This window comes from Neobacillus bataviensis, assembly GCF_019969725.1.
In genome coordinates, this window is record NZ_JAHXYW010000001.1 from 479,485 (window position 1) to 505,524 (window position 26,040).

The following is a 26,040-nucleotide window of genomic DNA, read 5'->3' on the forward strand; positions in this document are numbered from 1 at the left end:
TCCCTTAGGTAATTTCTCTTAAAGGTTTAGAAATCATTTGATTTTCTGATAAAGCTCAACCATTTCTGCAGCCAGATCCTTCACTGTAATAGCATTCATTAAATGATCTTGAGCGTGAACCATCAAAAGAGAAATCTCCGTTTTTTCTCCCCTAATTTCCCGCTGAATGAGCGAGGTTTGAATATGATGCGCTTCATTTAAGGCATTTTCTGCTTCCGTTAATTTTCCCTCTGCCTGTTCAAATTCTCCTTGTTTTGCGGCTTGTATGGCTTCCATCGACGCGCTTCGGCCATTGCCGCCATGTAGAATGATTTGAAAGATGACAGATTCTAAATTTTCCATTCTATCTCTCTCCTCTTTTGAAATTGCGGCAGGTAGTCTTTGTGTGCTTCGAGCATCTCGTCTAAGATAACCTTTGCCAGACGATCACTTGGTACAAGAGGGTTAATGGTCATGGCCAGTAATGCCATTCCATAATTACCACTGATGGCAGCTTCAATCGCAACCCTTTCAAAAGATTTGATTTGCTGTACAAGTCCTCGAATTTGTATTGGTAATTCACCAACAGAAATAGGTTTCGGTCCATCCTTCGTAATAACACAGCTGATTTCAACAGCTGAATCATAGGGCAGACTTGAAATAGCGCCTCTGTTGATCGTGTTAACTGCCTGTATGTCCCGTTTATCGGTATACATCGAATGAATCAGCCGAACAGCAGCATCGCTATAATAAGCACCGCCCCTTTTCTCTAATTGAGGGGGCTTAATGGCTAAATCAGGATCTTTATATAGCTCAAACAGCTCATTCTCCAGCTTTTTTACGACCTCTGCGCGGGTGCCGCCATCTTTATAGTTTTTCAATTCTTTCTCTAACATGTCTCCTGATTTATAATAGTAGTTATGATACGGGCACGGAAAAACATCTAAAGCTTTCAGAAATTCAGGCTCCCATCCCATTGCATGGATGTTTTGCATGGTGATGCTGTTCTTCGGGTCATTAATGAGGGAAATCACCTGATCTTTAACAGATACACCATCGATAAAAACATCTAATCCATAAACCATGTGATTTAATCCAGCAAAATCAATTCTGACCCTGTGATGGTCCACTCCTAACAGATTGGCAACGCCCATTTCCATCCCGATAGGTACATTGCACAGCCCTACTACTCTACGAATATTACTGTAACGAAGCACTGCCTCCGTTACCATACCCGCGGGATTGGTAAAGTTAATGAGCCAGGCATTGGGACAAAGCTCCTTTATATCCCGGCAAATATCAAGAATAACAGGAATGGTCCTAAAGGCTTTAAATAAACCTCCCGGCCCATTTGTTTCCTGACCAAGTACACCATGCTTTAATGGAATACTTTCATCTTTTTTACGAGCTTCCAGTAATCCTACACGAAATTGAGTCGTTACGAAATCGGCAGACTTTAATGCTTCTTTACGATCTAACGTTAAATAGATTTTAATCGGAACTCCTGCTTTTTGCACCATTCTTTTTGCTAGATTTCCGACGATTTCAAGCTTTTCCTTCCCTTCCTCTACATCAACCAGCCAAATTTCGCTTACAGGAAGTTCAGGATAATATTTAATAAAACCTTCTATTAATTCAGGGGTATAACTGGAGCCTCCCCCTATCGTTGCTATTTTTAAACCTTTTTTCATTCTTCCTCACCTCTGGTTGCTTCGATTAGATATTTAATGTGTTATTAGGTTGTGATGCTTCTTCTACCTTTTCTCTCCTTGCATTCATACGTCCTTGAGCAATAACAAAAGGCAAATATATAATGATCGATATGCCTAAATTTACTGCCGCTAAAATCGCGCCGGAAATATGTCCTCCGGTTGCTAATAAGCCGCCCACGATTGCTGGTGTTACCCAAGGGATATCTGCGACAACGGGATGGACCAAACCTAAGCTGATAGATAGATAAGATACAATGGTCATAATAATTGGTCCTAAGATGAAAGGAATAAACCAGATGGGATTTAATACAATCGGCAATCCGAAAAGAATGGGTTCATTAATTTGGAATATCCCCGGAGGAGTACCTAAGGCAATTAATTGCTTATTACGCCTTCGACCGGCAATAATCATGGCTACAAGCAAGCCTAATGTGGCTCCTGAACCTCCTAAATAGACAAAAGCATCTAAGAATGAGCCAGATAGGACGTGATATTTGCTTAAATCATCTACACCTTGGGCATACATGTTGACATTTTCCTGCCCCAGCTTTGTCATTAAAGGAGTGGTAATTCCCCCAAGGATGTTTGGTCCGTGAAGACCAAGAATCCAAAAGCCATGTACCAAAAATACGATTAAAATAGCAAACAGGATGGAGTCCACTGCGCCTGTGAGAGGTGAAACAAGTACTTTATTGATCCAGTCGTTTAAATAAACTCCGTCACTAATAAATTTGCGTAAAACTAGACCAAACAATCCAATGATAAAAATCGTTGCCATTCCAGGGAGGAGCTTAGCAAATGATCGTGATACTGCCGGCGGAACGCCATCAGGTAATTTAATGACCAGATACTTAACTTTAGCTAAACGGACAAAAATTTCAGTAGCAGCAATCGCAACAATAATACCAGTGAATAATGCCGTTGCATTGAAATAATTCCAGCCAATAAACCCCCAGGCACTGCCTGTTACAGCTTCACCGCCCTCAGGCGTAATCGATACGTTAGCAACTTGAGGAATGAGAACAAAGAAGGCTGCTCCAGCAACAAGCATCGCTTCAAAACCATCGTCTCCATAAGACCTTGCCAATTTATAGGCAATTCCAAAAACCGCGAAGATGGTCATAAAAGCAAGGGTGCCCCACCATATATCCCCGCCTAATGTTGTCCAAGTTTCCCCGAAAAGGGATACCATTAGTTTTTCATAATATTTTCCGATCCCTGGGACTTTTCCTAGATTGTTTAGGAGCACTGCCAAGGAACCGATCATGGTAATAGCGATCATCCCGACTAATGCATCGCGTATAGCTAGAAGGTGCCGATTGTTCCCCAATTTATTTGCAAAAGGCATAATAAATTTATCGATAAAATTCATCATCGTATCTACTCCCCTTTTATTAATTGAATGGCCTGCTTTAAAACTTCCTCTCCATTGCAAAGACCATAATGCATCGGGTTAATCAATTCAACCGGAATCCCCAGCTTTTCTCCTGTCTTTTTTAGCTGAGAAAGCATATAGCGAACTTGCGGTCCGAGAAGCAATACATCTGCCTTATTGATTTGTTCATTGATTTCAGTAGAGCCCACGGCCCAAATGGTACACTCTATTCCTTTGGATTTTGCGCTAGCTTCCATTTTGGCAACCAATAGACTCGTAGACATACCAGCTGAACAGCATAATAAAATGTTCATTCATATCCCCCTTGTGAAAGCGATTACATATTTTAAATGATTGCAAAAGCATGTTTTGTTTATAGGAACCTCCTTTCACCAGATTGCAAAAATGAAACCAATTTCAGATAAAGCTATATGCGATGTTATACCCATTGTAATAACAATTCAGAATATTTACAATACAATTTTAAATCATTTGTTATTATTTTTTATATTTGTAATAACAAATATAAAAATTTGTATTTTACTAGTACATTTCCTTCCAGTTTTTTGATATTCTATAGATATTGAGGGGGAAGTTCAAAATGATTGAAGATGTAAAAGACGGAAGCGCGCTGCACCTTAAGGTAAAGGATGCAATCATCCAGTTGATAAACGAAGGAGAATACAAACCAAACTCTCAGCTGCCGACAGAGGCAGAATTTTGCGAAAAATACGGAGTAAGCAGGACAACCATTCGAACTGCCTTACAACAATTGACAGTGGAAGGCTATGTCTATCGTAAACGGGGCAGCGGAACATTCGTATCGGCAAATAAAGTAAAACAAATTTTAACTACTACGGTTGACCATTTTTCCAGTCAAATTTCAATGCAGGGAAAAAAACCATTAATCAAGGTATTGCAATTAGATGTGATACCTGCAGACGAATTTCTAAGTGAGCAATTAAAGATTCCAGAAGGTGATCCTGTTAATGTCCTTGAAAGAATCCGGTATGTAAATGAAGAAGCGATTCAGTATGAAACCGCTTATTTACCTTGGTATAAAACGCCGGCTTTAAATAAACAAGGGTGTGAAAAATCATTATATAACCAATTGGAAACTCAATTTGGATTAAAAATTGACAAGACCATAGAAAGTCTTGAGTTGTTTATCGCAGACCAGGAGGCAGCTGAAAAACTCCATATTAAAATCGGTGATCCATGCTTTGTACTTGATACCTTTGCCTATCTTCAAGATGGATCAATCATAGAATTTTCAAAAACCATCTACCGTGGTGATTTGGCCCATTTTGTCATTGAACGAAATTACTAACGATAAAAAAGAAGGAGCAATGATTTATTCATTGCTCCTTTACATCGATCCTATTTACTATTACACGAAATTCTTATTGGGTACATTTTTTTGAAGTGAATGTTTCGTACGTCTTTTTGTTAATCTTCTGTTTTTTTCCGTTTCGTAAAGGTAATGAACAACAAAGTAAGAAGCTATTCCTAGAACAATCCCGAAAAAAGTCATACCGATTAAAACATGAACTCCTCCATGCAGGAGCGTTAATAATGAACGGAAATCGCCATGCATTAAACTTTGAAACGAGAATGGTGTATGGTGCCCAACCCTAACTTTCATTGGCAGGATTAACTTCCCTATTTTTCTAGCAAAGGGTAATAAAATGATTGGTAAGAATGTAAGCTTTCCAATCACGTTGCCAATAACAGACGCGGGTAAAGATCCTTTAGCCAAACGTACTGCCGGAATGAATAATATATATATAAGTGATGCTGTTGAAATCACTAACATTTCTAAAGCAAATCCAATCGCAAACCCTAACGATACCTTTTTTGCCCCTCCTGAAGACCGTAAAAGCTTTACATAATTCAGCTTAAAAGCCCTTCCAATTCGTGTGAGAATATTATATTTTTTTTGATTTATCTTCATAGGTCACCCCGTCTTGAAAATAAGTATAGTCATTTTAGTTAAAGTAAATTATTCAAGGCCAGGCCTAAACTCTAAAGCGTTGTCACTTGAAATTAATTCTTCTTACTTACAATATAGCATAAAATAAGCCTTTTGTTCTAAAATGAAAATTAACAATTTCAGGGGATTTTTAATTTTCTTAAATATTAAAAAACCTCCGCCCAATTTTTAGGAAAGAGGTCCATAGAACTAACTGCGTTTAAAGCCTTCTTCAACTAAAAACATCTCAGCTTCCTCATAAGTGCTGAAGGTTTCTTCCAGGTTAAGTCCAAAATAAATATTCCAAGCTTCGTCTTCATTTATTAAAAGAAGTTGTTCATTTTCTGCGTTAACCCAGCGTTCTTCTTGATTTTCCCCAATAATTGCCGTCTCTGACACCGGTTTTTCAACAGCAGTTAAGCTAATGATGGATTCTTTAATGATTTGTTTTAATTCTTTCGCAGAAAAGTCACGGATATTTGCCATGCCTTTATCATTAGTCTGATAATTTTGCAGCCGGCCAGCATAAACAAAGCCATTTCCATTTGGATGAAGGTGATAAACAACATTTTTCTTATCGGAAACACTTTCGTTAAATTGGAAATTAACCCTGCCAAGCGAAACATTTACTCTCTCAAGTTCAGGAAATTCTTCTATAATTGCAAGTTTTTCTTCAAAATTTAGCATATTTGCCTCCAGACGATAATAAATACCATATTCTTATATTTGATTATTTTAACACTTTTTGTCTAACATAATCCAAATGTAAATACATTTGATGAAACGCCTCGAACGGATCCCTTTTTGCCAATGCCTCGTAAATCGCAGTATGATGTTGAATAGTTCGTTCCGGTTCACGAATTTTAATTTCACTATTTATTTTCACATGTGTAACTATTAAAGAATCTATCATACCTTCGACGATCGGATTATTTGCACTTAGGGCAATCGTCCGGTGAAACTCAATATCTGCTTCACCATAGTCTTTGTCTTTATTATTAGCAATAAAATCAATTGTTTGTTTTAATGTAGCAAGCTGGTCCTCATTAATTTTTTCAGCAGCCATTGTCACTAAACCTAATTCCAGTGCCATTCGGGCCTCAACCATTGCCGGCAGATTGTCATAGGCAAGAGCCAGCATGATCGTAAATGGATGACTGCTGATCTTATTGTTAAAAAAAGTACCTTCACGCGTTTTACGTGTTATAACGCCTAAGGACTCTAGTGAACTGAGGGCCTCACGCAGGACGGGGCGGCTAACATTTAGAATTTCCATCAATTCCATTTCAGTCGGAAGCTTATCTCCCGGTTTCAATTGACCGGATATTAATAGCTGGACAATGCTTTCCAGGACCTGTTTTGCCAGGGTATTACGATTCACCGATTCGAATGTAATTTTTTTTGGAGAATCACTCATATGCTCTTTCCTCGTATATGTATATTTGTAAGACTAATTATATAATATCTCCATAACTGTTTGTACTAAATGATGCAAAAAGCTGCCAAAAACTTGGCAGCTTCAAACAATCGAAAAGATATTATTTTTTTATTTCAATAAACGGCAAATGTTTTCAGATGAAAATGCCAAATTTGCTTCACCATTATCCAATGCATCTTTTAAGGTTGACACTTCGTTTAAAATGCCGACAATCGCCGTAAATCCACTATCATATAATGGCTCCACTCCAGAGCCAATCCTTCCTGCAAAAGCAATGACGGGAACAGAATGTTTCCTCGCAATGGAAGCTACCCCGTATGGTGTCTTGCCAAACAAGGTTTGCCCGTCAATACTGCCTTCACCAGTAAAAACATAGTCAGCACCTTTGATGCGAGCCTCTAGAGCAGTATATTCAATAACAAGGTCGATACCTTTTTTTAACTGTGCGTTTAAAAAGGCCATTAATCCGGCACCAAGTCCACCTGCTGCACCTGCACCGTTAACTAAGGCAATATCCTTACCCATTTGCTGTTTTATTATATCGGCAAAATGAGCTAAATTTTGATCAAGGATTTGGACAACTTCAGGTGTCGAGCCTTTTTGGGGACCAAAAATGGCTGAGGCACCGTTATCACCAATCAATGGATTGGTTACATCACACGCTACATCAATTTTGACGGTTTTCAATCTTTCATCCATTCCGCTTACATCAATGGTATGCAGCTGATTTAGTGCTCCACCGCCAAATGATAGTTCTTCTCCGTTCTGATCTTTAAACGAGACACCAAGTGCCTGGAGCATCCCTAATCCGCCATCATTTGTCGCGCTTCCACCAATTCCAATCAAAAATCTGCTCAAACCTTTATCCAAGGCATGTTTGATCAATTGGCCAGTACCATAGGTTGTGGTCAACAATGGGTTTCGCTCTTCTGGTTTGATTAATTCAAGCCCGCTTGCACTTGCCATCTCAATGACCGCAGTCTGCCTTTCACCTAAAAGACCATATACCGCCATCACTGGTTTTCCTAAAGGTCCAAGGACCTCTGTCTTAACCAATTCACCATTCGTCATACTTACGAGCGATTCAACCGTTCCTTCACCGCCGTCCGCCATCGGAACTATCTCACAATTCGAATCAGGAAAAACTTTCTTAATTCCTTTTTCCATTGCAAGGGCAGCTTTTTTCGCCGTCATACTTTCCTTAAATGAATCAGGCGCCAGCACAAACTTCATTATAATCTGTCCTTTTCATTTATTTTAGCTTGGAAAAAACAGGGATGACCAATCAGCCACCCCTTAGATTTGTTATCGTACAAGGCAAGGTCGTTTGTTATCGAACTTCCAGCCCGGAATGTAGAATTGCATACCTACTGAATCATCACGGGAGTTAAGTCCCATGTTGTTGTATAGTTCATTAGCCTTCAGGATTTGATCCATATCCACTTCAACACCCAAGCCTGGTTTGTTAGGGATGGATAAATGACCATCCACGATTTGGAATGGGTCTTGCGTCAATCGCTCAATACCTTCCTGCCAAATCCAATGTGTATCAATGGCTGTGATTTCGCCAGGTGCTGCTGCAGCCACATGAGTAAACATAGCAAGCGAAATATCAAAATGGTTATTGGAGTGTGAGCCCCAAGTTAGACCCCATTCATTACACATTTGCGCAACACGAACAGAACCCTGCATGGTCCAGAAATGTGGATCGGCAAGTGGAATATCAACAGATTGCAAAGAAATCGTATGCCCCATTTGACGCCAGTCCGTGGCAATCATATTCGTTGCTGTTGGAAGTCCAGTTTGTCTTCTAAATTCTGCCATTACTTCGCGGCCAGAGTAACCATTTTCAGCACCGCATGGATCTTCTGCATAAGTTAGAATACCATGCATATCCTTACATAATTCCACTGCTTCTTTTAAGGACCAAGCGCCGTTAGGATCTAAAGTAATTCTAGCATCTGGGAATCTTTCTTTTAGAGCTTTAATCGCTTTGATTTCTTCCTTACCTTCTAACACGCCGCCTTTTAATTTAAAGTCTTTAAAGCCATAAAGTGCTTGAGAGGCTTCTGCAAGTTTTACGACAGCTTCCGGTGTTAGTGCTTCTTCATGGCGGATACGATACCATTCCACGTCAGATTCAAGATTACTGTAGTAAGGTAAATCTGTTCTATTCCGGTCGCCAATGTAGAACAAGTAGCCTAGCGTTTTTACTTTATCACGCTGCTGACCTTCTCCCAATAGGGCAGCCACAGGTACATGTAAATGCTTTCCTAATAAATCAAGGAGGGCAGCTTCAATTGCAGTTACAGCATGGATGGTAATCCGCAGGTCAAAAGTTTGTAATCCACGGCCGCCTGAGTCACGACTAGCAAACGTCTTTCTTACATTATTTAAGATATTATTGTAATTACCTATAGAAGATCCAATAACTATTGATTTTGCGTCTTCCAGGGTTTTTCGAATTCCTTCCCCGCCAGGTACTTCCCCTACACCAACATTACCGTTGCTATCCTTCAAAATGACAATATTTCTAGTAAAATAAGCTCCATGTGCACCGCTAAGATTTAATAGCATGCTATCACGGCCGGCAACAGGATATACTTCCATTTCTGTAACAACTGGAGTAACATTAACAACATTTTGTACGGTATTCATCGTGATTTCTCCAATCTAAATGGTTTTATATTATCGGCTTACTTCCACATTTGCTAATTTTTCATAATATTTTAATAGACTGCTATGATCATCGAATTCATGTCCATCTACTTTTAAGGCATACATCATTTCTAGTACAGCGGCTGTTAATGGAGCTGGAGCACCAAATTCATGGCTTGTTTCCAATGCATTGGTCAAATCTTTTATATGCAAATTAATGCGGAAGCCTGGATTAAAGTTTCTATCTAGCATCATTGGTGCTTTTGCATCTAGAACCGTACTTCCTGCTAAGCCGCCACGGATTGCCTGATAAACAGATTCTGGGTTTACTCCAGCTTTTTGAGCTAGCACAAAGGCTTCAGATACGGCTGCAATATTTAACGCAACGATTACTTGGTTAGCAAGCTTTGTTACATTACCAGCACCGATTTCACCAACGTGTACAACGGATCCAGCCATAGCTGCTAATATTTCTTGAACTTGTTCAAATACTTCCTTCTTGCCGCCAACCATTACAGAAATCGTTCCATCAATTGCTTTAGGCTCACCGCCGCTTACTGGGGCATCCAGCATTTCTACTCCTTTTTCCACTAGTGCTCGATAAACTTCCTGTGATGCTGCAGGTGCAATAGAACTCATATCCACATAAATTAAACCTTCGTGTGCTCCATAAATAAGACCATTTTCACCTAAAGCAACTTCCTTTACGTTTGGAGAATTGGGAAGCATTGTGATCACGATATCAGCTTTTTCAGCGATCGCCTTTGGAGTTGATTCTACTTCTGCTCCTAATTGTTCAAGTTCTTTTACTGCATCCTTGTTATAATCACTAACAATTAACTGATAACCAGCCTTGATTAAATTTTTGCTCATTGGTTTACCCATAATTCCTAGTCCAATAAATCCAATTTTCTTCATTATTTATTCACTCCTACAAATTTTTTTATTTAAAGAGCGGTACAAGTAAGTACCATTCTTATTTAGAAATTTTGAAACCATAGCGGACAGCAAACTCCCAATATAATGGGCCATATTGCTGTATTTGCTGCCCGGTTGACTCAAAAGATCGTAATTATCCGACGAACATATTAAGAATTAATACCCCGATTAACCCCAAGATAGCAAGTGTGGTTGTATAGGTTGTTCTTATTTTTATTGCTTCACCGACCGATAAATTAAGGTATTCCTTAAACATCCAGAATCCTGGGTCGGTTACGTGAGAGAATGCAAGACTTCCGCATGTAACCGCAAGAGTCATTAATTCCATGCTTATTCCTGACGCTTGAGCGATAGGTAGTACCATCCCAGCAGCAGTCATAACAGCTACCGTTGCTGAACCAAGAGCAATCCGTAAGAGAGCAGCGATGATCCAAGCTAGAATGATTGGAGACATATTCCAGCCAGCTGTTATATCTTTGATATAATCTGCAATTCCACCATCAACAAGAACTTGCTTAAATGCGCCGCCCGCACCAATAACCAAGATGATCATTGCCATTGGCTTAACAGCATTAGAACAAGACTGCATAACATCTTTTAATGGACGGCCAATTTTTGGTCCTAAAAGCCACATAGAAATCAACAGGGCAATTAATAATGCCATTTCTGATGAACCGATGAAATCCATTACGTGCCTAAAACCGTTGCCTTCTGGTAAAAATAAAGTTGAAATAGCATCAATCGCCATAAGTACCACTGGAATTAGAGCAACGAAAATACTTGATACAAAGGATGGCATTTCTTCTTCTTTAAACGTTTTGTTCGTAATAAGGCCTTCCGGAATCACTGGATTAATCTTTTTAATAAATGAAAGTCTAGGCCAAGTAATTGCGATAAAAGAAGCTACAGGTATAGCAATAATTAAACCATATAAAAGAGTTAAACCCATGTCTGCATGGAAGACGCCAACAACGGCTGCTGGCCCCGGGTGTGGCGGGAGAAAACTATGACACGTTGATAACCCGATCGACATTGGTAAAGCAACCCATAAGAGATTTAACTTTGTTTGACGAACAATGACAAACACAAGTGGAATTAATAACACAAAAGCTACTTCATAAAACATGGTTACGCCAAGTACGAAGGCAGCGATTAATATTGCAAATTGAACTCGTTTAATGCCCATTTTGTCTACTAAAGTTGTAGCAATCCGCTGTGCAGCTCCCGCATCAGCCATCACTGTTCCAAGCATCGCCCCAAGTCCAACAATAAGAGCCGTGCCGCCCAACTGACCTCCGAGACCATCACCAATGGTTTCCCAAATCTTATCCAATGGCATTCCTACAAGGAAACCGACAAATAAAGACGTTAAGAGAAGAGCAACGAACCCGTTCATTTTTAGCGGAATCATTAAAACTAGTAAAAGGACAACTGCTAAGGCAACATACAATAGTGGCATGTTTTTTCTTCCTTCCCTTAGGAAAATTAATAGATTTCGTAAAGCTCTAAGTCTTTTAATACATTAGCTAATAATTGCTTATTTTCAGGGCTCATCTCTGCTGCAGGACCAAAGGCGTAACCTACATCGATTCCTACCATTCTTAAACCTTCCTTTAACACAACAGGGAATGTTGCTTTATCGACAGCTAATCGTAAGGGAGCAAGTTTAAACTGTAATTCTAGTGATTTTTGATAGTCACCGGCCACAAATGTGTTGTAAATATCAGCTACTAATCTCGGAGCAATATTTCCTGTACTTGCAATCGCACCAGTCGCGCCGTGACATAAACCCGCATAAATGAGTGTGTCGCGTCCTAGTAAAACCGAAAATGATTCGCGAGGAGTGACCCGTAAGTATTCAGCTGTCTTCGTCATATCTCCACTTGAGTCTTTAATACCGATAATGTTGTCTACCTTACTAAGTTCTTCGCAAGTCTTCACATCAATTTTCACTTGGGTGCGGGCTTCGTTCCCATAAAGAATAATTGGTAAGTCGGTTGACCTGGCAATCGCTTTAAAGTGCTCAACTAACTCCGTTTGAGTAGGTGACATAAAATATGGAGTTAGGACCGATAATGCGGATACGCCGCCAATTTCCTTCACCATTTGAGCTGTTTGAATACAATCTCTCGTAGTGATTTCACTAGCCCCACAATAAACTGGAACTCTTCCAGCGGTGTGATCCACTGTTACTTCCACGACGCGGCGTTTTTGCTCAGGTGTTAAACCGTAAATTTCGCCGCTGCTCCCTAAAATAAATAGTCCATGGACCCCACCTGCAATGGTGTAATCAATTACTTTTCTTAGCGCCTCTTCCATCAATTTTCCGTTTTTGTCCAAAGGTGTTACTAATGCTGGAATGACTCCTTCTGGCCTAAACATGATTGACTCCTCCTAACTCTCAACTATTCTTGCAGTTCAGATAACAGATTTGAAAAATGATTTAATTGCGAACAACTTCACATACGTTGTTTTTATAAAAAGGATTATTATGTCGATTAATGCTATTTAAAACTTTGTAATCTAATAATAACCTTTACAGTCCAAACAATTATGCGAAATTTGTTCCAACTTCAAGACACGATTCCAAGTTTATTGGTTTGTGAAACTCTTCACGTATCTATCGTAAACGGTTTTGAAGAAAATAACTTCGTTCAACTGAATGAAATTTGTTTACATTTTATTAGGCATTTGAACAAAGGTTTTGTTGGGATCATCACTGAATATTAGAAATAAAAGTTAGTCAAGCGTATATTTAGTGACGATGAATCCAACTTTTTTAAAAATTTTTAGCATTTCGAGTAACCGTTTACATTTTTATTGTATAATTGTCTTACAAATAAATCATCATTCAAATTCATAATAAATTGAATATTTTTTTGGGCAATTGAACAATTTTGTGGAGGTTCTCAAAATGAAAATGAACAAAGTGCTGGCTCAAGAGATTGCCGATAAAGTAATGAAAGTTATCCCTTATAACGTAAATATTATGGATGAAATTGGATTGATTATCGGAAGCGGTGATGAAGAAAGGATCAACACTTATCACCAAGGTGCCATTTCAGCAATTGAACGAGGCACCATTGTTGCAATCTATGATACAGATGGCGGAACAAAGCCAGGAGTAAATATTCCCATCCGCTATAAAAATAAAATAATGGGCGTAATTGGTATCAGCGGTGACCCTAATATTGTTGAACCCTTTGCAGAATTGGTCCGCGTTACATCTGAGTTATTAATCAATCAAGAATTTTTATTTAAAGAGCGCAGAGTAAAAGAACAAATGAAAGAGGAATTTTTATATCAATGGATATTTAGGAAAGATGAATATGATACTGCCTTTATGAATAGCGGCGAAGCCATCGGGATTAACCTTTCATTAGTAAGAAAAGCAGTTATTGTCAAGGGAAGCATACAAAACGTCCCTTACTTACTTGACCAGGAATTTACCTTTAAACTAACCCCAGATACCCTATTATTTATCGTACCTAGTGAGAGTGATATAGTAAAAAGATTAGAGACATCTATTTCCCCTGACAATACGAGAGTCGGAATTGGGAGCAATGAGACACATACGGCAAAGTCCGTTGAGGAAGCTAACCGTGCGATTGAAATAGCAGAGAAAATGGAACTTCCACAAACCCTTTGCTATTATCGAGAGTTGAAATTTTATGATTATTTAACAAAAAAAGATATTTCCCTAGCTGAAATGAGTTATTTATTTAAGGAGCTGGATGAAAATCCAAAAGGCCAAGAGCTGATAGAAACACTCATCTGCTTTATTAAATATAATGGCGATATGAATGCCATTTCCAAGGAATTACATATTCATCGGAACAGTCTGGCCTATCGCTTACAAAGAATTGAAATCCTCACAAACAAAAACCCAAAAAAGTTCACTGAATTATTTCAACTGTTTGCTGGATATGTCCAATATAAAATGAGTTAAAAATAGGCCTTCACACCTAAAATGTGTGAAGGCCTATTTTTTATCCAATAATTGAAATAATGGTAATTCCGATTACAGCAATGATAGTTAAATGAAGACCATTTGCTCGAAGGCCTGTTTGCACCCCTGAAATGCCAGCAAATCGGCTGACCATTAGATTTAGACCCGAAAATGGGCTAAGCGCTGTGGAAATAGACCATGTAAGCAATAAAAGAAGAGCCAAGCCAATATTACTCATACCCAATTCTGCCGCATTTAATTGCATAGCGAGGGCACCTACGGCAGCAATCTGGTGAATGCCGATATAGGTGATGGATAAAACAATCACCATGATGGCTAGGGCGAATAAGAAAAATGATTGCTGTGCTAAAGCACTCAGGAAGGAACTAATGCCATTTGCGGCAGTTGTGCCTTTCATTGCAAAGGCTAACATACCTGCACTCATAAATAGCATAATTTCATTGTTCATCATTGGTACTGTCCTGTCGCGGAAATCCACTAATGGCGAGATTAATCGCTTTCGATCTGCAGAAAACACACCAAACAATAGCGGGACAATGATAGAAATAAGGAAAACAATGACAATCATGGACCAATGCGTGAAATTCTCGATTACTAAACAGGAATTCATAATGACTACGACAAATAATACTAGTTTTATAAGCTGATTGCGATGATTCCTTTCTAGTGGTTCCACTATTGCTGCTTCATCCTTTAAAGGATGCCTTTTCTCCCAAATAGCGAACAAAATATTCCCAACTAATAAAGACAACAAAGATAAGCCAATTCCATAAACAATATACTCTTTGAATGAAACATTTAAGTAATGAAGGACAAGTGAAACCGATGCAAAATATGGCGACCATAAAACGGCAGTGGAAAAGCCAACAAGATAACTTTTCGCGGACATGGCCGAAGGAAGTTTTAACTCCTCTAGGAATTCATTAATAATTCGAACGGAACCCAGATTTAATATGGGCCCCAATAAAAAAAGTGTCCCTGTTATCCCAGCATATAATTTTATGGGCTGATGCAATAAATTGTGCAATAAAACAGACACCGATTCAAAGTAGCCGCCAAGCCTCAGTGGAATGGAAAGAAGCGGTGCTAATGTAATCAAACTAAGCAAAGGGAGAATTAAAAAGATCCCCTCACTAATTCCGTTCACACCCGTACCTTTATTCCATTCAATGATGATTCCACCTGCCATCATGATTAGGCCCAAAACACGCGGAAAGCGGTCTGCTTTAAATGCACTCCCCAAAAAGGCAAATAAAGATAAGGCCACAACTACATATTGAAGCCATTGAACTTCAATAAAATATTGTACCAAAAATAATGCACACATCCCCAATATGAGATAACTTCGCATACACTAATCCTCCTTGATGTTTGAATAGAATATTGTTTTTATTAAAAAAATAAATTTATATCCATAAGGAGGTCCTTACGTTTGGAAAAGCAGTCTGGAAAAGATAATTCATTAGAAACCAATAGCAACCTTTCTTTACTCGAACAAGTCAAAAGAAAAAATTTGATGGATTGGGGAGAAATTGAGCTTGCCGAAAGTGTCCTGAACAATAATACACGGGAAGAATAAACTGCTCCCAATTGTTAGACTTAACCTAACAATTGGAGAAGCAGTTTCTTTATGGCTAAAAAAATTAGGTTATTGGTGCTGGATTAAAAAGAGTAAAATCGTTATGAAGTTGATACTTTTCTGCTAAACATTGTTTTCGTCCACTTGCCACATCGATAATTTCGTTGAAAAGTAATGTTCCAATTTCTTCAATTGATGCTTCTCCTGTGGCAATCGGTCCCGCATTAATATCAATCAAATCTTCCCACATATCTTTCATATCATTTCTAGAACATACTTTAATAACAGGTGCCGCTGCCAAGCCATAAGGAGTTCCTCGTCCTGTCATAAATACCTGGAGGGCCATTCCACTTGATAACTGACAAGAACCACACACAAAATCACTTGCTGGTGTTGCAGCAAAAATCATTCCCTTTTTGGTGGGTCTTTCTCCAGGGGAAAGAACTTCAACAATTGGCGAAGATCCTGACTTCGCTATGGATCCCATCGCTTTTTCTACAATATTGGATAGCCCGCCTTTCTTATTTCCAGGTGTCGGATTGGCAGATCTGTCAACTTTGCTATTTTCAAGATATTCATCATACCATTTCATTTCTGATACTAATTTTTGTCCTACTTCCTCGTTCACACAGCGTTCTCCAATAATATGTACCCCATCGCGCACCTCGGTTACTTCAGAAAACATTACCGTTGCACCGGCCTGGACTAACATATCCGCCGCATAGCCTGCAGCCGGATTCGCGGTTACACCAGAAAAAGCGTCGCTGCCCCCGCATTGCAATCCGATACATAATTCTGAGAGAGGAAGTTCGACACGCTTTCGTTGATTCAATTTTTTGAGTTTTTTATCCGCCATGTTCATCATTTCAGCTATGATTGCATCATGACCCTTAACATTTTGTAGAATGACCACATTATCTGGAGAAATATAGGCTTCATCCAATAACATGTCCAGGGTAAGTTTTTCACACCCCAAAGAAATGACCATGGTTTCTCCCCCGAAATTCGGATGTTTCACCATGTTTTGAAGCATACGAATCGGAATAACTGCTTCCGGGGCATTTATCGCTACACCGCATCCGTAAGCATGATTAATAGAGACAACATCATCAACATTTGGATAAAGAGGAAGAAGCTCCTCTTTGATCTTCTTGACTGCATTATTCAAAATACCTGTTACACACTGAACCGTTGTGACGATTCCTAAAATATTCCTGGTTCCAGCGTATCCATCATTGGAATTTGGATAGCCCATGAATGTCTTTACTACCGATTGAGGCAAATTTGTTACCAAATTGGTTGCAAACTTCATTTCATCTAATGAAGGTGGGATCGGGAGTTCAAGCATATGCTCATTAATCCAATCACCTTTTTTTATTGGCTGCAATGCATAACCTAAAATAACACCATAGCGAATGATGGCTCCACCTTCCGCTATATCTTGCAAAGCAATTTTATGTCCTTGGGGAATATGATGATTAGCTGTGATATCTTCCATCACAATAGTGCCTGATGGAATCGCGTTAACTGTAATGGCAACATTATCATTTTCATTGATTTTTATATAATGATTTAATCCCACAGTCTTGCCTCCTCACTCTTGTTCTTTCCTCAAAAAAATTGTAATCTGAGAACAAAACAAAGTAAAAGTTATATATTTTAGATTTCTCTTAATAAAATTAAGAGTTAAGTGAGGACATTCTCGAATATGGACACAAAACAACTGGAATATATGATTAAAATTGCCGAAGAAAATAATATAACGAAAGCAGCAGAAAAACTTTTTATTACCCAGTCAGCCTTAAACCAGCAGCTTTTAAAACTAGAGAATGAACTTGGAACCCAATTATTCGTTCGTTCTCGAAGCAATTGGCACTTAACAGAAGCAGGAAAAATTTATGTGGAAAACGCAAAAAAAATAGTGCGAATTAAAAAAGATACGTACAATCAAATAAACGATATGATTGATTTAAAAAAAGGAAAATTAACAATTGGTCTAACCCCGGAACGTGGAACTGAAATGTTTGCAACCATTTATCCTATTTTCTATAAAAAATATCCAAATATAAAAATAGAACCTATTGAAATGGCTGTAAAACAACAACAATATGAAATTTCATTAGGAAATCTTGATCTTGGTTTCTTAACTTTACAAGATTCTCAAAAATCTAATGACGAATATATCCATCTTTGTTCTGAAGAAATTATTTTAGCTGTTCCCAGCTCACACCCCCTTGCTGATAAAGGAGGAAAACTGGGTGAAAAACTTCCTAAAACTGATTTAAAACATTTTGAATATGATTCTTTTGCTTTAATGCAAAAAGGATCAACACTTCGCGAAATCTATGATCATCTTATTATGGAAGAAAAGCTTAATCCAAATATTCTTCTAGAGACCAGAAGCTGTCATAATTTATTTAAAATGGTCGCTGAGGGTATTTGCTGCTCTGTATTTCCGCTTACTTACGCAGAACATAGTCCTAATGTCGTCTATTTTTCTATTATTCAAAATCCAGGATGGGAAGTATATGCGAGTTATAAAAAGGGGAGCTACCTAAGTAATATTGCAAAAGACCTGATTGAAATTGCTAGGGACTATTGGTTAAAAAAAATGGAGAAATATAGTTAAGTCAAGGATGTTTTCTTTACAAAAAAACTGCTCTCATTTTTTTGAGAGCAGCTTTTTACACCATTATAATTTTTTCATTCTTTTCATTTAAATTCGTCTTATATTTATTTTTCAACTGGTTCCCCGGCTTTTCCCCAATGTGTTTTAGGAATTTCAGTGACAAGTACTCTAATATTCTCCTTCGGTGAATCTAATGTTTCGGATACAGTTTTCGTAACGTTACGGATTAATTCGGCAACTTTTTCTTTTGGTCTTCCTTCCATCATTTGAACATGAATAATCGGCATCTAACCACTCCTTCCTCGTTCCTTACTATATTACACTGGAGTATATAAAAAAACTACACAAGTGAAATCACTGTGTAGTTTAGTTTTTTATGATATTTAACTAATCAGCTAAACTTTCTTAAAAGTGCTTAGATCCCGGACTATTTTTTGTAACAAAGAAATTTCATTATCTATTTGTTGGCTGATTTTTATGACTTCCGGATGAGACAGCCCTTTGCTTTTGGCCAAAACATACAAGGCATTTCGATGTTCGCGTATGTCCTTCCTTAAGTCAAGAGCATTCTTTAGCATCATGAATCTTGCTCCTCCTTAAGCTTTTACCCTTCTAATAATAGGGAATGTGGGTCTTCCAGCAATTCTTTTACTGTTGCCAAGAAGCTGACAGCTTCTTTTCCGTCAACAATCCGATGATCGTAAGACAGGGCAATATACATCATAGGGCGGTTTTCCATTCTTACTTCATCGATTGCTACTGGTCTTGTTTGGATTTTATGCATGCCGAGAATCCCTACTTGAGGGCTATTCAAGATTGGTGTGGACATTAAAGAACCAAACACTCCACCGTTTGTAATCGTAAATGTCCCACCCTGTAAGTCATTTAACGTCAAGGCGTTATCACGGGCTTTTTTACCAAGATTGCTGATTTCCCCTTCAATTTCGGCAAAGTTTTTCTTATTGGCATCACGTACGATTGGAACGACCAAGCCCTCTGGTGCTGCAACAGCAATTCCGATATCGTAAAACTTCTTGAGAATTAATTCGTCTCCTTGAATTTCTGCATTTAAAAGCGGGAATTGTTTCAAGGCAGAGACTACGGCTTTTGTAAAGAATGACATGAAACCAAGACGAACACCATGTTTTTCGAAAAAGGCATCCTTCCGCTGATTACGTAGATTCATAATCGCAGACATGTCAACTTCGTTAAATGTGGTTAACATCGCTGCAGTATGTTGAACTTCAACTAGACGTTTGGCGATAGTTTGACGTCGGCGAGACATTCTTACGCGTTCTACTGGTTTATCAAAATCTTCATCTATTTGTTTTTGTACAGCTGGTTTTGCGCTAGTTTTTTCGACTTTTGGCGCTTCCTGTACCGCAGGAGTTTGAGTATGTGCTTTCACATCATCTGGTCTAATTCTTCCAAGTGGGTCACTGCTGCGTACTTGGCTTAAATCGATTCCTAGCTCTCTTGCCATTTTTCTTGCCGCTGGCGACGCAATCGGACGTTCAGCTTTCGGAAGTTCTGGCTCAGGCTGGGTGCTTGGTTGATTGATCGTTTCTTGTGCCGGTTTTTCAGGAGCTGCTGTCGATGAAGCCGGAGCAGAGCCTTCAGCTGCATTCTCTTCTATAATGGCAATAACATCGCCTACTTCTACCGTATCACCAGGCTCTTTTAATACCTTTGTGACAACCCCTGAATCTTCGGCATTCAATTCGATATTAACTTTGTCAGTTTCCAATTCTACGATACTATCACCCTTGGCAACTTTATCCCCAATATTAATAAGCCATTGTGAAATCGTTCCTTCTGAAATGGATTCCGCGAGTTCTGGTACTTTGATTTCAATCATGTGTCAAATCCTCCTGTGAAATATGTTAAGTCCACTATTAAACTTGTTTTGTGACGATGGTGTGGCTCTATGGGACTATCCCACTGGTTTTTTCTGTGTTTTGTCCCATAGAGCTCTCCTATAGGACACTTTCCATCCGATTCGCCAGTGTTTTGTCCCATAGAGCTCTCCTATGGGACACTTTCCATCCAATTCGCCTGTATTTTGTCCAATAGAACTTTCCTATGGGACAAAACCTAGCAAATATGCAATATTTTGTCCTATAGAGTTCCTCTTAAGCACTTTCCATTATTAGCGTGCATATAACTGAATTTCTTGTCTCTGTGTATTAGTATCTACTAAACTCTCAGAATTTAATGTTTGTTGGACAATGCGTTCTTGTTCCTTTTTATGAACAAGTGGATCTCCGCCTGCTGTGCTGGAACGGTATTGACGTCCAATGTAACCGACTGATAGTCTGCCAGATGCAAGTTCAAAAAGGGTTGGGGCAATATAATGCCACGCTCCCATATTCTTCGGCTCTTCCTGCACCCAAACGATCTCCTTCAAATTAGGGTAACGCTTTACGATGGCTTCTATTTTTTCCTGCGGGAAAGGATACAATTGTTCAATACGAACGATGTGTACCTCATCCAAGTTTCGCACTTCTTTACTGGATTCGATTTCTACCGCTAAATCGATGGCCATCTTACCCGTTATTAACACTAAACGCTTTACTTTATCAGTTTCTTTCCCAAGCTGCGGTTGTTCGATCACCGTTTGGAATCCGCCTTCGCTAAGAGCGGCTGCTGGAGAAGCGACCTGTGGGTGACGAAGCAGACTCTTTGGTGTCATAATCACCAATGGACGAACAAATTCTGATCCTAACGTAGCGGCCTGACGGCGTAAAATATGAAAATATTGAGCCGCACTTGATAAGTTCGCAACCGTCCAGTTGTTTTCCGCTGCCAACTGTAAGAAGCGTTCCGGACGGGCGCTGGAGTGCTCAGGACCTTGACCTTCATATCCGTGAGGCAGGAGAAGGATCAGCCCTGATTTTTGCCCCCATTTTGCTCTTGCTGATGATACAAATTGATCAAAGAGTGGCTGTGCCGTGTTGGCAAAGTCTCCGTACTGCGCTTCCCACATGACAAGCGTTTCAGGTGCAAATACGTTATAACCATATTCATAGCCTACTACTGCAGCTTCTGACAGCGGACTATTATGAACCGCAAACGATGCGGTAGCTTGCGAAAGATGGTGCAATGGCGAATACATTTCGTTTGTTTCCGCGTCATGGAGTACAATATGACGCTGTGCAAACGTTCCACGCTCGGAATCTTGACCAGTTAAACGGATCGGAGTGCCGTCTTTTAACATTGACGCGAAGGCTAGCACTTCGGCTACCGCCCATTCCACTTTTCCGTTCTCATCCAAGGCATTTTCACGGCGCTCGAGAATCCGCTTTAATTTTGGATACACACGAAAACCTTCTGGCCATTTCAGCAACTCACGATTTAATTCTTGAAGAGTGTCAAGCGGCACTTTTGTCTCCAACGGTGGAATTCCTTTTGCAATCACACCCGGAACCGCTACTTCTGCTGGTGCTTCACCCTGCTGCTTCTCTGATACTTTGTCATACTCTGCATGTAATAGTTCTTGAACACTACGATTGATTTCATCAACTTCTGGTTGATTTAGAGTGCCCTTGTTTAACAGCTGTTCAGCATACAATGCTCTAACTGTTGGATGGTTCGTAATTTTTTTGTATACCTGTGGCTGGGTGACCGCTGGATCATCCATTTCATTGTGGCCAAATCGGCGGTATCCGACTAAATCAATCACAAAATCCTTTTGGAAACGAGCACGGTATAAATAAGCAAGACGAACAGCCTCTAGGCAAGCTTCAGGATCGTCTGCATTAACATGCACAATCGGGATCTCGAATCCTTTTGCTAAATCACTAGAATATCGAGTAGAACGAGAGTCATGGCTGTCAGTCGTAAAGCCGACCATGTTATTTGCAATAATATGGATCGTTCCACCGGTTCGATATCCTTTTAGACCGCCTAAATTCAATGTTTCCGCTACAATTCCCTGGCCTGGGAAAGCTGCATCTCCATGGACCAAAATGGCAAAGGCTTTCTTTACATTCTGCTCTGGATAACCTGGTTTCTGTCGTTCTTCTTGCGCGGCCCTTGCGAAACCTTCCACAACCGGATTGACAAATTCGAGATGACTTGGATTATTCGCTAAGGTAATACGTGTGCGGACCGTACCTGAACCTTCCACAAATCGGTCCCGGCCTAAATGGTATTTCACATCCCCTGTCCAGCCTTCGCTAATGTCGACCAAATCTGCTGACGGACCTTGCTGCTTAGCATAGGAATGCTGGAACTCAGAGAAGATTTTGCTATATGGTTTTTTTAACACATGCGCGAGTACACTTAAACGTCCGCGATGGGCCATTCCAATTACGACATTGCGGGCTCCCTCTTCAACGCCTTCACGAACTGCTTCATCCAACATTGGAACAAGCATGTCTACCCCTTCAATGGAGAATCTTTTTTGACCAACGAAGGTCTTGTGTAAAAACTGTTCAAAGCCTTCGACTTCTGTCAGACTCTTTAAAAGGTTTGTTCGTTCTTCTTTCGATAAAGAACGCTTCAAGGAATCCTTTTCAACCATCTGAGACAGCCAAGTCCGTTCTTGTTCATCACTAATGTGGTTAAACTCGAAGGCAAGGGAGGATGTATAACTTTCCATTAAACGATTCATGGCATCAAATGCGGTTTGTATGCCTTCCGGTGCATCCTCCCAAACGAAGTTCGCTGGAATCGCTTTCAGGTCATTTTCATTCAGCCCATACTTTCCAAGGGCAAAAATCTCATGATTTTGTGCATTCGCCTCTAATGGATACATGTTTGCCGCTAAATGTCCATTTGCGCGAATGTCTTCCAAAAGTTTTACCACTTTCATTGCTTTAGCAATATTTGCCGAAGGGGCAGACGATTCATGTTCAACAATACCTTCTAATTGAGTTGTTTCATAAGAAAGAGGTGAGCCCCATTGAATGAATAGCTCGTTTAATTTAGGATCAATGGTTTCTTCCCCATTTGCAAAACGCTCATATTGTTCGATTACATAACCAAGGTTCGGACCATTAAATTTTCTCCATGGATTTGGTTGGTTTTTCCGTTCTCCCATTCACATTACCCCCATGATTGGTTCATTAATTTATGTTATATTTAAATAGTTTTAATGAAATACTTTATCAATTGCCTAAGAATAAGGATAATGTAATAATTGAAATAAATAAAATGCGAAAAAATTATATTTATTTATAAAAAATATTTATATCAGATAGATGGGTGAAACAATGGATTACCGTGATTGGGAAATACTGAAAGAACTATATAATCAAAAAAATCTAACAAAAACAGCACGACTATTATTTTTAACTCAACCTGCATTAACAAGTCGGTTAAAGCATATGCAGGAAGAGCTGGGTGTTCAAATTGTAACCCGTGAAAGCAGGGGCATACATTTTACCCCCCAAGGAGAATATCTTGTCCATTGTGCTGAAGAAGCGCTCGCTCATTTAGAAAAGATTAAAGAAAATGTCCAAAATATGAGTAATAACGAGAGTAATCTTATCGCAGGAACGTTAAAATTGGGGGTATCTAACTTTTTTGCGAACTATGAACTTCCATATATATTAAAGCAATTTAAAATCAAATACCCGCATGTGGAATTCAAAGTCATTACGGGATGGAGCAGAGATGTAACCCAACTGATTCACAATAAGGATGTTCATATTGGCTTTGTTCGAGGAGACTACGGTTGGAGAGGATTATCAACGCATCAGCTATTCGAGGAGACCATCTGCATCGCTTCCAAGGAACAGATCAATATTACTGATCTCCCTCGTCTGCCAAGAATCGAATATCGAGGAGATTACTTATTAAAATCTGTCATTGATCATTGGTGGGCGGAAAATTATGCCGAAGCTCCCTTTATTAGTATCGAAGTCGATCAAGTGGATACGTGTAAGGAAATGGTATTAAACGGTTTAGGCTATGGAATCTTGTCCAGCAGGGTCCTGGCCGGGATAGATGACTTATACAAGACCCAATTGAAGGATCAAGATGGAAATCCGATATTACGAAGAACGTGGATGTATTATCATAAGGAATCTCTGGAGTGGAATGTTGTTAAGGCATTCGTCCAATTCATTGAAGATTTTGGTTGGATGGATAGTTAATTATTTTTGTGATGAAATAGGGTCACGTAGATTATTTCTACGTGGCCCTATTTACGTCAATCCATACATACTTCTGCATCCGATGGAAATACTTTCTAATGTTGTAAATTAAGGAGGCTCATTTATGTTGGAAAAACAAAATAATGAAACAGAAGATATGTTAACAAACCAGCAAGGACATCCCGTCACCAACAATCAAAGTGTCCGTACAGTCGGTAACAGAGGTCCTATGACATTAGAGAACTATGATTTCTTAGAAAAAATCAGTCATTTTGACCGTGAACGAATTCCTGAGCGGGTCGTGCATGCTCGGGGTGCTGGGGCCCACGGGTATTTTCAATCGTATGGGACCGTTAACGGCGAGCCAATTTCCAATTACACCCGTGCCAAGGTCTTTACCAACACAGATGTCCAAACACCTGTATTCGTTCGCTTCTCCACGGTTGTTCACGGCGGTCATTCTCCTGAAACATTGCGGGATCCAAGAGGTTTTGCAGTTAAATTTTATACGGAAGATGGCAACTGGGATTTAGTCGGAAACAATTTAAAGATATTCTTTATACGTGATCCATTAAAGTTTCCTGATATGGTTCACTCATTTCGTCCAGATCCGGTAACAAACGTTGCAGATCCTGAAAGAACCTTCGACTTTTTATGCCAAAGTCCTGAATCTGCCCATATGGTAACCTTTGTCAATTCCCCTTGGGGCATACCTGCGAATTATCGGCAAATGCAGGGATCGGGAGTACATGCTTATAAATGGGTGAATGAAGAAGGAAAAGCTGTATTAGTTAAATATCATTGGGAGCCGCTTCAAGGGATTAAAAACCTTACCCAAAAAGAAGCCGATGAAATTCAAAAGACCGATTTCAATCACGCTACCTTGGATTTGTATAAAGCCATTGAAAAGGGCGACTATCCAGAATGGGAGCTTTATGTTCAAGTCATGGAGGACGGAGAGCATCCAGAATTAGACTTTGATCCACTTGATCCAACCAAGCTTTGGTATAAAGATGACTTTCCATGGCATAAGGTTGGAAAAATGGTGTTAAACAAAAATCCTGAGAATTACTTTGCAGAAGTGGAACAAGTAGCATTTGGAACCGGTGTACTTGTCGATGGACTGGATTTTTCTGATGATAAACTTCTGCAGGGCCGTACCTACTCCTATTCGGATACACAGCGTTACCGAGTTGGCACAAACTATTTACAACTGCCAATTAATAGCCCAAAGAAACATGTGGCCACCAATCAAGAAGGCGGACAAATGGACCATCGGACTGATTTTGGGAAAAGCAAAAACATTCATGTGAATTATGAGCCTTCGTTAATAGGCGGATTAAAGGAAGCGAAGAATCCTGGAAAAGAACATGAGCCTTATGTTGAAGGAAACCTAAAAAGGGAAACCCTTCCGCGAGAAAACAATTTTGGGCAGGCAGGCGAAACGTATCGGAGATTTAGTGATTGGGAACGGGACGAATTAATTTCCAACCTTGTCGGCGCACTTAGCTCATGCCGAAAAGAAATTCAGGACAAGATGATTGAAATCTTTACAACTTGTGATGAAGACTATGGAAAAAGAGTTGCGGAAGGCCTTAAAAACGCTGGAACGAATGAAAATACTAAAATGGAAGAGGCCGTCCAACAAGCTGAACAAATGGGGCAGCCTTCTGATCCTTATTAAAAGC

24 protein-coding genes are annotated in these 26,040 nt (G+C 39.5%); 6 read left to right on the plus strand and 18 right to left on the minus strand.

Annotation, left to right across the window (positions count from 1 at the left end):
- Positions 1 to 33: 33 nt before the first annotated feature.
- The 4 genes from LC455_RS02425 to LC455_RS02440 are packed head-to-tail and all read right to left on the minus strand — an operon-like array spanning position 34 to position 3,380.
- Positions 34 to 342 (minus strand): PTS lactose/cellobiose transporter subunit IIA, encoded by a 309-nt coding sequence (locus tag LC455_RS02425; RefSeq protein WP_223587960.1) that lies wholly within the window; start codon positions 340 to 342, stop codon positions 34 to 36.
- Positions 330 to 1,670, minus strand: a complete 1,341-nt coding sequence (locus LC455_RS02430) for a 6-phospho-beta-glucosidase (protein WP_223587961.1) — start codon at positions 1,668 to 1,670, stop codon at positions 330 to 332. Before LC455_RS02430 ends, LC455_RS02425 begins: the two co-directional genes overlap by 13 nt.
- 25 nt (positions 1,671 to 1,695) lie before the next feature.
- Positions 1,696 to 3,066, minus strand: coding sequence for a PTS sugar transporter subunit IIC (locus LC455_RS02435; protein ID WP_223587962.1), 1,371 nt, complete (start codon positions 3,064 to 3,066; stop codon positions 1,696 to 1,698).
- Positions 3,067 to 3,071: 5 nt separating this feature from the next.
- Positions 3,072 to 3,380 (minus strand): PTS sugar transporter subunit IIB, encoded by a 309-nt coding sequence (locus LC455_RS02440; protein WP_223587963.1) that lies wholly within the window; start codon positions 3,378 to 3,380, stop codon positions 3,072 to 3,074.
- A gap of 287 nt (positions 3,381 to 3,667) precedes the next feature.
- On the opposite strand from LC455_RS02440, the gene LC455_RS02445 reads away from it, so the two are divergent.
- The gene (locus LC455_RS02445) at positions 3,668 to 4,396 is read left to right on the plus strand and encodes a GntR family transcriptional regulator (RefSeq protein WP_223587964.1); all 729 of its coding nucleotides are present in this window, start codon (positions 3,668 to 3,670) and stop codon (positions 4,394 to 4,396) included.
- Between the two features lie 60 nt (positions 4,397 to 4,456).
- Here the strand turns inward: LC455_RS02445 and LC455_RS02450 are convergent, their stop codons facing one another.
- From LC455_RS02450 to dapA, 8 genes are all read right to left on the minus strand, one after another.
- Positions 4,457 to 5,020: a DUF2062 domain-containing protein gene (locus LC455_RS02450; RefSeq protein ID WP_223587965.1), complete on the minus strand. Its 564-nt coding sequence runs from the start codon at positions 5,018 to 5,020 to the stop codon at positions 4,457 to 4,459.
- A 228-nt stretch (positions 5,021 to 5,248) separates the two neighbouring features.
- Positions 5,249 to 5,725, minus strand: coding sequence for a hypothetical protein (locus LC455_RS02455; protein ID WP_223587966.1), 477 nt, complete (start codon positions 5,723 to 5,725; stop codon positions 5,249 to 5,251).
- Between the two features lie 43 nt (positions 5,726 to 5,768).
- On the minus strand, positions 5,769 to 6,455 hold the full coding sequence (locus tag LC455_RS02460; RefSeq protein ID WP_223587967.1) for a FadR/GntR family transcriptional regulator: 687 nt from the start codon (positions 6,453 to 6,455) through the stop codon (positions 5,769 to 5,771).
- Between the two features lie 129 nt (positions 6,456 to 6,584).
- Positions 6,585 to 7,709: a glycerate kinase family protein gene (locus LC455_RS02465; RefSeq protein ID WP_223587968.1), complete on the minus strand. Its 1,125-nt coding sequence runs from the start codon at positions 7,707 to 7,709 to the stop codon at positions 6,585 to 6,587.
- Between the two features lie 72 nt (positions 7,710 to 7,781).
- Positions 7,782 to 9,134, minus strand: a complete 1,353-nt coding sequence (gene gudD, locus LC455_RS02470; RefSeq protein ID WP_223587969.1) for a glucarate dehydratase — start codon at positions 9,132 to 9,134, stop codon at positions 7,782 to 7,784.
- Positions 9,135 to 9,164: 30 nt separating this feature from the next.
- Positions 9,165 to 10,052: a 2-hydroxy-3-oxopropionate reductase gene (gene garR / locus LC455_RS02475; RefSeq protein WP_263297652.1), complete on the minus strand. Its 888-nt coding sequence runs from the start codon at positions 10,050 to 10,052 to the stop codon at positions 9,165 to 9,167.
- Between the two features lie 154 nt (positions 10,053 to 10,206).
- Positions 10,207 to 11,532 carry a gluconate:H+ symporter gene (locus tag LC455_RS02480; protein ID WP_223587970.1) on the minus strand — a complete coding sequence of 442 codons (1,326 nt, stop codon included), beginning with the start codon at positions 11,530 to 11,532 and terminating at the stop codon, positions 10,207 to 10,209.
- A gap of 26 nt (positions 11,533 to 11,558) precedes the next feature.
- Entirely contained in the window at positions 11,559 to 12,455 is an 897-nt protein-coding gene (gene dapA, locus LC455_RS02485; protein WP_223587971.1) for a 4-hydroxy-tetrahydrodipicolinate synthase, read from the minus strand.
- Positions 12,456 to 12,987: 532 nt separating this feature from the next.
- On the opposite strand from dapA, the gene LC455_RS02490 reads away from it, so the two are divergent.
- Positions 12,988 to 14,022, plus strand: coding sequence for a CdaR family transcriptional regulator (locus LC455_RS02490; protein ID WP_223587972.1), 1,035 nt, complete (start codon positions 12,988 to 12,990; stop codon positions 14,020 to 14,022).
- Positions 14,023 to 14,062: 40 nt separating this feature from the next.
- Here the strand turns inward: LC455_RS02490 and LC455_RS02495 are convergent, their stop codons facing one another.
- Positions 14,063 to 15,394 carry a hypothetical protein gene (locus tag LC455_RS02495; RefSeq protein WP_223587973.1) on the minus strand — a complete coding sequence of 444 codons (1,332 nt, stop codon included), beginning with the start codon at positions 15,392 to 15,394 and terminating at the stop codon, positions 14,063 to 14,065.
- Between the two features lie 81 nt (positions 15,395 to 15,475).
- On the opposite strand from LC455_RS02495, the gene LC455_RS02500 reads away from it, so the two are divergent.
- Positions 15,476 to 15,622, plus strand: a complete 147-nt coding sequence (locus LC455_RS02500; protein WP_223587974.1) for a hypothetical protein — start codon at positions 15,476 to 15,478, stop codon at positions 15,620 to 15,622.
- A 64-nt stretch (positions 15,623 to 15,686) separates the two neighbouring features.
- Here LC455_RS02500 and garD read toward each other — a convergent pair whose 3' ends face one another.
- Positions 15,687 to 17,204: a galactarate dehydratase gene (gene garD, locus LC455_RS02505; protein ID WP_223587975.1), complete on the minus strand. Its 1,518-nt coding sequence runs from the start codon at positions 17,202 to 17,204 to the stop codon at positions 15,687 to 15,689.
- 126 nt (positions 17,205 to 17,330) lie between these two features.
- Between garD and LC455_RS02510 the strand changes: the two genes are divergently transcribed.
- Positions 17,331 to 18,251: a LysR family transcriptional regulator gene (locus tag LC455_RS02510; protein ID WP_223587976.1), complete on the plus strand. Its 921-nt coding sequence runs from the start codon at positions 17,331 to 17,333 to the stop codon at positions 18,249 to 18,251.
- Positions 18,252 to 18,355: 104 nt separating this feature from the next.
- Here the strand turns inward: LC455_RS02510 and LC455_RS02515 are convergent, their stop codons facing one another.
- The 4 genes from LC455_RS02515 to LC455_RS02530 form a co-directional block, all read right to left on the minus strand.
- Entirely contained in the window at positions 18,356 to 18,538 is a 183-nt protein-coding gene (locus LC455_RS02515) for a 4-oxalocrotonate tautomerase (protein ID WP_223587977.1), read from the minus strand.
- Between the two features lie 108 nt (positions 18,539 to 18,646).
- The gene (locus tag LC455_RS02520; protein WP_223587978.1) at positions 18,647 to 18,832 is read right to left on the minus strand and encodes an aspartyl-phosphate phosphatase Spo0E family protein; all 186 of its coding nucleotides are present in this window, start codon (positions 18,830 to 18,832) and stop codon (positions 18,647 to 18,649) included.
- A 23-nt stretch (positions 18,833 to 18,855) separates the two neighbouring features.
- On the minus strand, positions 18,856 to 20,109 hold the full coding sequence (odhB, locus tag LC455_RS02525; protein WP_223587979.1) for a 2-oxoglutarate dehydrogenase complex dihydrolipoyllysine-residue succinyltransferase: 1,254 nt from the start codon (positions 20,107 to 20,109) through the stop codon (positions 18,856 to 18,858).
- 291 nt (positions 20,110 to 20,400) lie between these two features.
- Positions 20,401 to 23,295 carry a 2-oxoglutarate dehydrogenase E1 component gene (locus LC455_RS02530; protein ID WP_223587980.1) on the minus strand — a complete coding sequence of 965 codons (2,895 nt, stop codon included), beginning with the start codon at positions 23,293 to 23,295 and terminating at the stop codon, positions 20,401 to 20,403.
- 172 nt (positions 23,296 to 23,467) lie between these two features.
- On the opposite strand from LC455_RS02530, the gene LC455_RS02535 reads away from it, so the two are divergent.
- Positions 23,468 to 24,352 carry a LysR family transcriptional regulator gene (locus tag LC455_RS02535; RefSeq protein WP_223587981.1) on the plus strand — a complete coding sequence of 295 codons (885 nt, stop codon included), beginning with the start codon at positions 23,468 to 23,470 and terminating at the stop codon, positions 24,350 to 24,352.
- A gap of 124 nt (positions 24,353 to 24,476) precedes the next feature.
- Entirely contained in the window at positions 24,477 to 26,036 is a 1,560-nt protein-coding gene (locus tag LC455_RS02540) for a catalase (RefSeq protein WP_223587982.1), read from the plus strand.
- The last annotated feature ends 4 nt before the right edge of the window (positions 26,037 to 26,040 follow it).

Bases quoted from the DNA above. Each gene is read 5' to 3' on its own strand.
- LC455_RS02480 (WP_223587970.1), bottom strand. From the start codon at position 11,532: ATGCCACTATTGTATGTTGCCTTAGCAGTTGTCCTTTTACTAGTTTTA.
- LC455_RS02440 (WP_223587963.1), bottom strand. From the start codon at position 3,380: ATGAACATTTTATTATGCTGTTCAGCTGGTATGTCTACGAGTCTATTG.
- dapA (WP_223587971.1), bottom strand. From the start codon at position 12,455: ATGTTTAGGCCAGAAGGAGTCATTCCAGCATTAGTAACACCTTTGGAC.
- LC455_RS02455 (WP_223587966.1), bottom strand. From the start codon at position 5,725: ATGCTAAATTTTGAAGAAAAACTTGCAATTATAGAAGAATTTCCTGAA.
- LC455_RS02540 (WP_223587982.1), top strand. From the start codon at position 24,477: ATGTTGGAAAAACAAAATAATGAAACAGAAGATATGTTAACAAACCAG.
- odhB (WP_223587979.1), bottom strand. From the start codon at position 20,109: ATGATTGAAATCAAAGTACCAGAACTCGCGGAATCCATTTCAGAAGGA.
- LC455_RS02495 (WP_223587973.1), bottom strand. From the start codon at position 15,394: ATGCGAAGTTATCTCATATTGGGGATGTGTGCATTATTTTTGGTACAA.
- LC455_RS02445 (WP_223587964.1), top strand. From the start codon at position 3,668: ATGATTGAAGATGTAAAAGACGGAAGCGCGCTGCACCTTAAGGTAAAG.
- LC455_RS02515 (WP_223587977.1), bottom strand. From the start codon at position 18,538: ATGCCGATTATTCATGTTCAAATGATGGAAGGAAGACCAAAAGAAAAA.
- LC455_RS02435 (WP_223587962.1), bottom strand. From the start codon at position 3,066: ATGATGAATTTTATCGATAAATTTATTATGCCTTTTGCAAATAAATTG.
- gudD (WP_223587969.1), bottom strand. From the start codon at position 9,134: ATGAATACCGTACAAAATGTTGTTAATGTTACTCCAGTTGTTACAGAA.
- LC455_RS02510 (WP_223587976.1), top strand. From the start codon at position 17,331: ATGGACACAAAACAACTGGAATATATGATTAAAATTGCCGAAGAAAAT.
- LC455_RS02530 (WP_223587980.1), bottom strand. From the start codon at position 23,295: ATGGGAGAACGGAAAAACCAACCAAATCCATGGAGAAAATTTAATGGT.
- LC455_RS02490 (WP_223587972.1), top strand. From the start codon at position 12,988: ATGAAAATGAACAAAGTGCTGGCTCAAGAGATTGCCGATAAAGTAATG.
- LC455_RS02425 (WP_223587960.1), bottom strand. From the start codon at position 342: ATGGAAAATTTAGAATCTGTCATCTTTCAAATCATTCTACATGGCGGC.
- LC455_RS02460 (WP_223587967.1), bottom strand. From the start codon at position 6,455: ATGAGTGATTCTCCAAAAAAAATTACATTCGAATCGGTGAATCGTAAT.
- LC455_RS02450 (WP_223587965.1), bottom strand. From the start codon at position 5,020: ATGAAGATAAATCAAAAAAAATATAATATTCTCACACGAATTGGAAGG.
- LC455_RS02535 (WP_223587981.1), top strand. From the start codon at position 23,468: ATGGATTACCGTGATTGGGAAATACTGAAAGAACTATATAATCAAAAA.
- LC455_RS02430 (WP_223587961.1), bottom strand. From the start codon at position 1,670: ATGAAAAAAGGTTTAAAAATAGCAACGATAGGGGGAGGCTCCAGTTAT.
- LC455_RS02465 (WP_223587968.1), bottom strand. From the start codon at position 7,709: ATGAAGTTTGTGCTGGCGCCTGATTCATTTAAGGAAAGTATGACGGCG.
- garR (WP_263297652.1), bottom strand. From the start codon at position 10,052: ATGAAGAAAATTGGATTTATTGGACTAGGAATTATGGGTAAACCAATG.
- LC455_RS02520 (WP_223587978.1), bottom strand. From the start codon at position 18,832: ATGATGCTAAAGAATGCTCTTGACTTAAGGAAGGACATACGCGAACAT.